At 45.0% G+C, this 6018-nt stretch carries 4 protein-coding genes; all 4 read left to right on the plus strand.

Features of this window, described 5'->3' with window-relative positions:
- The coding region (hutU, locus tag CXF78_RS11515) for a urocanate hydratase (protein ID WP_102036860.1) at positions 1 to 1292 on the plus strand (1292 nt) is incomplete at its 5' end.
- A gap of 3 nt (positions 1293 to 1295) precedes the next feature.
- A complete protein-coding gene (gene hutH, locus CXF78_RS11520) occupies positions 1296 to 2834 on the plus strand; it encodes a histidine ammonia-lyase (RefSeq protein WP_102036861.1) in 1539 nt (512 codons plus the stop codon).
- Between the two features lie 345 nt (positions 2835 to 3179).
- A complete protein-coding gene (locus CXF78_RS11525) occupies positions 3180 to 4448 on the plus strand; it encodes a mechanosensitive ion channel family protein (protein WP_011639360.1) in 1269 nt (422 codons plus the stop codon).
- Between the two features lie 27 nt (positions 4449 to 4475).
- Positions 4476 to 5948, plus strand: a complete 1473-nt coding sequence (locus tag CXF78_RS11530) for an alpha/beta fold hydrolase (protein ID WP_102036862.1) — start codon at positions 4476 to 4478, stop codon at positions 5946 to 5948.
- The last annotated feature ends 70 nt before the right edge of the window (positions 5949 to 6018 follow it).

Raw genomic sequence — 6018 nt, forward strand, 5'->3', positions numbered from 1 at the left:
TGTATGGCCAAATGACTGCGGGTTCGTGGATTTATATTGGTTCGCAAGGCATTGTGCAAGGTACTTACGAAACGTTTGTCGCCATGGCTAAACAGCACTTTAATGGCTCGTCAGCGGGTAAGTGGATTTTAACCGGCGGTTTAGGCGGCATGGGTGGCGCACAACCACTGGCTGGTACTATGGCGGGTTATTCGGTATTAACCTGTGAAGTAGATGAAACCCGTATCGATTTTCGCATGCGTACTGGTTACGTCGACAAAAAAGCCACTTCATTAGATCAAGCATTAGCGATGATTTACGCAGCAAACCAAAGTGGCAAGCCTGTTTCAGTCGGCTTATTAGCCAATGCTGCCGATGTGTTTACTGAGCTAGTGACCCGCGGCATTGTGCCTGATGTGGTAACCGATCAAACCTCCGCACACGACCCATTAAACGGCTATTTACCTCAAGGCTGGAGCTTAGAATACGCTGCTAAAATGCGTAAAACTGACGAAGCGGCAGTTGTTAAAGCGGCGAAGCAATCAATGGCGGTGCAAGTTAGAGCAATGTTGGCATTGCAGGCAGCCGGTGCAGCAACCACAGATTATGGTAACAATATTCGCCAAATGGCCTTTGAAGAAGGCGTAACGAATGCGTTCGATTTCCCTGGGTTTGTACCAGCATATGTACGGCCGTTATTTTGTGAAGGTATTGGACCATTCCGTTGGGTAGCCTTGTCTGGCGATCCGGAAGATATCTACAAAACAGATGCCAAAGTCAAAGAGCTGATTCCAGATAATCCGCAGTTACACAATTGGTTAGACATGGCGCGTGAGCGTATTGCGTTTCAAGGTTTACCTGCACGCATTTGCTGGGTCGGACTTAAAGACCGTGCCCGCTTAGCGTTAGCCTTTAATGAAATGGTCAAAAACGGTGAGTTATCGGCACCGATTGTTATTGGCCGTGATCACTTAGATTCTGGCTCAGTTGCCAGCCCAAATCGTGAAACCGAGGCCATGTTAGACGGCTCTGATGCGGTGTCAGATTGGCCATTAATGAATGCCTTACTCAATACGGCTAGTGGTGCAACTTGGGTGTCATTGCATCATGGTGGCGGCGTTGGTATGGGCTTTAGTCAACATTCTGGGGTGGTGATAGTGGCCGACGGAACCGATGAAGCTGCGGTACGTTTAGGCAGAGTATTGTGGAACGACCCTGCTACTGGGGTAATGCGTCATGCAGATGCTGGCTATGACATTGCAAAAAATTGTGCCAAAGAGCAAGGCTTAGACCTGCCAATGTTAGGAGCTTAATCCATGTCGACTTATTCATTTGAACTTATTCCAGGTACGCTGACATTAGCGCAGACTCGTGCGATCAGCCGTAATAGTGTCAAGCTGACCCTTGCGAAAGAAGCGATTAAAGACATTAATCAAAGTGCTGAAATCGTCCAGCAAGTATTACGTGAAGGCCGTACTGTTTACGGTATCAATACTGGCTTTGGCTTGTTAGCCAACACTAAAATTGTTCCAGAAGATCTGCAATTATTGCAACGCTCTATTGTATTGTCCCACGCAGCTGGCATTGGTAAATACATGCAAGATGCTACCGTGCGCTTAATGATGGTTTTAAAAATTAACTCATTAAGCCGCGGTTTTTCAGGTATTCGTTTAGAGGTTATCGAGTTTCTCATTCAGCTAGTGAATGCCGGAGTGTATCCGTGTGTGCCAGAAAAAGGCTCAGTCGGGGCATCGGGTGACTTAGCGCCATTAGCTCACATGTGTTTACCTTTGTTAGGAGAAGGCGAAATGAGCTATCAGGGGCTGATTATCTCAGCAGTGGAAGGTCTTGAGATTGCTGGGCTAAAACCTATTGAATTAGCAGCCAAAGAAGGGTTAGCGTTACTGAATGGTACGCAAGCCTCAACAGCGCTGGCGCTTGAAGGTTTGTTTAATGCAGAAGACTTGTTTGCCGCCAGTTCAATTATTGGCGCCATGAGTGTTGAAGCCGCTATGGGCAGTCGTAGTCCGTTTGATGCGCGCATTCATGCTGCGCGTGGACAAAAAGGCCAAATTGACTCAGCAGCCATTTTCCGTCATTTGCTCACTAACGAATCGGAAATTAGCCTAAGTCATACCAATTGCGAAAAAGTGCAAGACCCATATTCACTGCGCTGTCAGCCACAGGTATTAGGTGCGTGCTTAACCCAAATTCGTCAAGCAGCAGAAGTGCTTGGCGCTGAGGCAAACGGCGTTACTGATAATCCATTGGTGTTCCAAGATACGGGCGATATTATTTCGGGCGGTAACTTCCATGCCGAACCCGTTGCGATGGCGGCTGATAACCTCGCGATTGCGATTGCTGAAATGGGCTCAATTTCGGAGCGTAGAATGGCGTTGTTGATTGATTCTAGTTTGTCTAAGCTACCGCCATTTTTAGTGGATAACGGTGGGGTAAATTCTGGCTTTATGATTGCTCAGGTCACCGCGGCTGCACTTGCATCGGAAAACAAAACCTATGCACATCCTGCCTCGGTAGACAGTTTGCCGACATCGGCAAACCAAGAAGATCATGTGTCGATGGCGACATTTGCCGCACGACGTTTACGCTACATGAGCGAAAATACCCGTGGAGTATTGGCTATTGAGTTGTTAGCTGCTGCGCAAGGGTTAGACTTTAGAAAGCCTTTGCAACCAAGCGCCGCCGTAGCAATGGCCAAAGCCGAGCTTCGTGAAATAGTGACGTTTTATGATAAGGACCGTTATTTTTCACCTGATATCGAGAACTCGGTCGACTTGTTGTATAGCGCCAGTTTTAACCGATTTCTACCGCAGGGCATGTTACCGAGTTTTTAATTGAGTGAAACCACATGTCATGAATAGGATATGTTTAGAGTAATTTGACAAAGGACCGCAAGGTCCTTTTTTATTGTCTTTTATTGCCCCCGCGTCAAAGCTAATTTTTGTTTAATCTTGTGTGGGTATACTCACATTCATTGCAACTGTTAACATAATCATGAAAATAGTAACTTGCATTAAATTTATCATCTTGACCGATAGAGTCGATGTTTCGGTAACGTTATACATCAACACCATGCATAATGAGCACACTGATAAGCCTGTGAATGTTTGCTTGCATTTATGCGGTTTAATTTAAGTCTTTTGATTGAGTAAAGGGCAAACGTGGCTAAGGATTTGTTTGTGAATACAGAAGTGCGGATTGAAATTGCGGCTTGGTTAACCCGTTTGGGTATTAATAGCCAACCATCGGATGGTGTCGCGACATCGATATTAATTTTGGCTTGTGTGATTGTGGCAGGTTTAAGTTATTACATTACCCATCGATTTGTAGTTCACGGTGTGAATGCAGTGATCCGCCGGTCTTCGGTCACTTGGGACGATATTTTCATGCGCTTTAATGTGTTTGAACGTCTCGCTATTTTGATCCCCATTTTAATCCTCGATTTATTGATCCCTATTGTGCTCACCGAGCATGAGTTGATCAGCGCTTTTATTGATCGTTTCCTTAGCGCGTTGTTAGTGTTTTTTATTATTCGAGCTGTGTATAGCGGGTTAAATGCGATTGATGAAATTGCTGATATTAATCATGTTAATCGCCGTTTACCGGTAAAAAGTTTTGTTCAGTTGACTAAGTTATTCTTATTTTTTATTGGGTTAATTGTTGTTTTTGCCATTCTAGCCGACCAGTCGCCTATTTATTTCTTTAGTGGTTTAGGTGTTGCTACCGGTTTGGTCATGTTGGTGTTTCGAGACACCATTTTGGGCTTCGTTGCTGGGATTCAGCTTGCTGCTAACCGCATGGTGAGTAAAGGCGATTGGATCCAAATGGATAAATACGCTGCAGATGGCGCAGTTGAAGATGTAACGTTGACCACCGTTAAAGTACGAAACTGGGACAATACCATCACCATGATCCCAGCTTATGCATTGGTGTCAGATGCATTTAAGAACTGGCGCGGCATGTCCGAGTCGGGTGGTCGACGGATTAAGCGATCAATCAATATCGACGTAAATAGCATTCAGTTTTTGACCGATGACGAACGTATTCGCTTAGGCAAAGTCAATTATTTGAAAGAGTATTTACCACAAGTGTTCAGTGAAATCAGTGTTGCCAATGCCAACGTGAGCGATATTGATATGAAGGTGAATGGCCGCCGCTTAACTAATATCGGAACATTCAGAGCATACTTACAAGAGTATTTACGTCGTCATGACAAAGTACATAAAGACATGACCTTAATGGTTAGGCAGCTAGCACCAACCACTGAAGGCTTGCCGATAGAGCTGTATATTTTTACCAATGACATTCGCTGGACCTACTATGAAGCAATTCAGGCAGACATTTTTGACCACATTTTTGCCGTGCTACCTGAGTTTGGTTTACGTGCATTCCAAAACCCGACAGGTACAGACCTTCGCAGTATAAAGCAATGGACCGAACAGCATTGATAAGCTGTCTGATAGGCGATATCTGCAGTGGTTAAATTATTGGTATTAGTATCATTGCTGTTGCTGTGGTCGGCGATGCCCGTGCAAGCTAATTGGTTTAATGACATCAATAGGCAAGTTCGCTCAATCGGCGCTGCAAAACCAGTGACAGCCGAACCGTTAACCGCCGCAGAGTTAGCTGATTACCCAACAAGCTATCACTTTGAACGTGTAATAGTACCAAGCCATCAAACCCCGCTGTTTGTGCTACAAGCAGGGGTTGAGCACCGTGACACCGTTGTTCTTATTCACGGCTTAGGGGAGTTGGCTTCTAAAGACTGGTTAACGGTGATTCCAGCGTTAGCAACGCGGTATCATGTAGTTGCTATCGATTTACCTGGTTTTGGTCTATCGCAAGGTGCTGTATTTACCTATTCACCTAAAGAATATGCCAAGGTGATCGATTGGGTTATTAGCCATTATCGCCATCCCAATGCTCAGGTACATCTTGTGGGACATTCGATGGGGGCGGCGATTAGCTTATACTATGCTAGCCAGTACCCCGGCAAAATTGAACAACTTGTGCTGGTAGATGCTGCTGGTATTTTGGACCGGACTGCCTACTTAAAACAGATTTCGAAGCGAGATATAGCTAATAGCGAATTACCACAAGGCTTACGCCGAGTGTTAGCGCGGGTTGATAATTTTGCAGATAAGATGCTTGAGAAAACCGGAACGGGGTTAGATCCAACGAAATGGTTCAGTCGTAATGAGTCTATTCGTAATATGACCATTGGCGAACAAACCAACACTAATGCGGCATTAGCATTAATGGAACAAAACTTCTCAGTGCTTAATTACCAACAGATGCCCGCGACGCAGTTAATTTGGGGTGCCGATGATCAAGTTGCGCCACTGCGGACCGCTGAAGCACTGCTGCATGTATTACCTACTGCACAGCTAAAGGTTATTGCTGGTGCAGGGCATGTACCGATGAAGTCTCACCAACACATCTTTAATCAAATGTTATTAACGGGTCTAGCATCGACTTCTCCTTCTAATGCTAAAGCTTTGGCTCGTGATCAACATTCAGAAAATAGCAGTCAGCGTATTGGCAAATGCTATCAAGATAGCCAACAATATTTTTCTGGGCATTATGATCAGCTCTTTATTGAAGACTGTAAATTGGTGTTCATTGACAATGTTGATGTCAACCAACTCACGATGAGTGATTCGATTGTAACAATCAAGTCTAGTCGCATAGGCGTGCAGCAGAAAAAGATGAAGATCACCCGCAGTACCATTAGCGCCACAGACACTGACTTTTTGGGTGAGATTAACAGTACTCGAAGTAGGTTTGATTTAGCTGGGGTAACCTTTTGGGGTGAGTCTCCGGTGTTCATCTCGCAAGAGTCGACTCGGCTAGTGCTATCTTTAGTGCGGATCCATACGCCAACGCACGTTATACGTTTAGGCGGCAGCTACGTGTTAGCCGCTGAGAGTTTAGAAAGCGTGTTATAAAAAACGCTGAATACTGTGTAAGACACTTCTTGTATATCCAACACTGTCGCACTTCTGATTAATCAATATA

Source organism: Shewanella sp. 11B5 (genome assembly GCF_002836795.1).
Taxonomy (GTDB): Bacteria; Pseudomonadota; Gammaproteobacteria; order Enterobacterales; family Shewanellaceae; genus Shewanella; species Shewanella frigidimarina.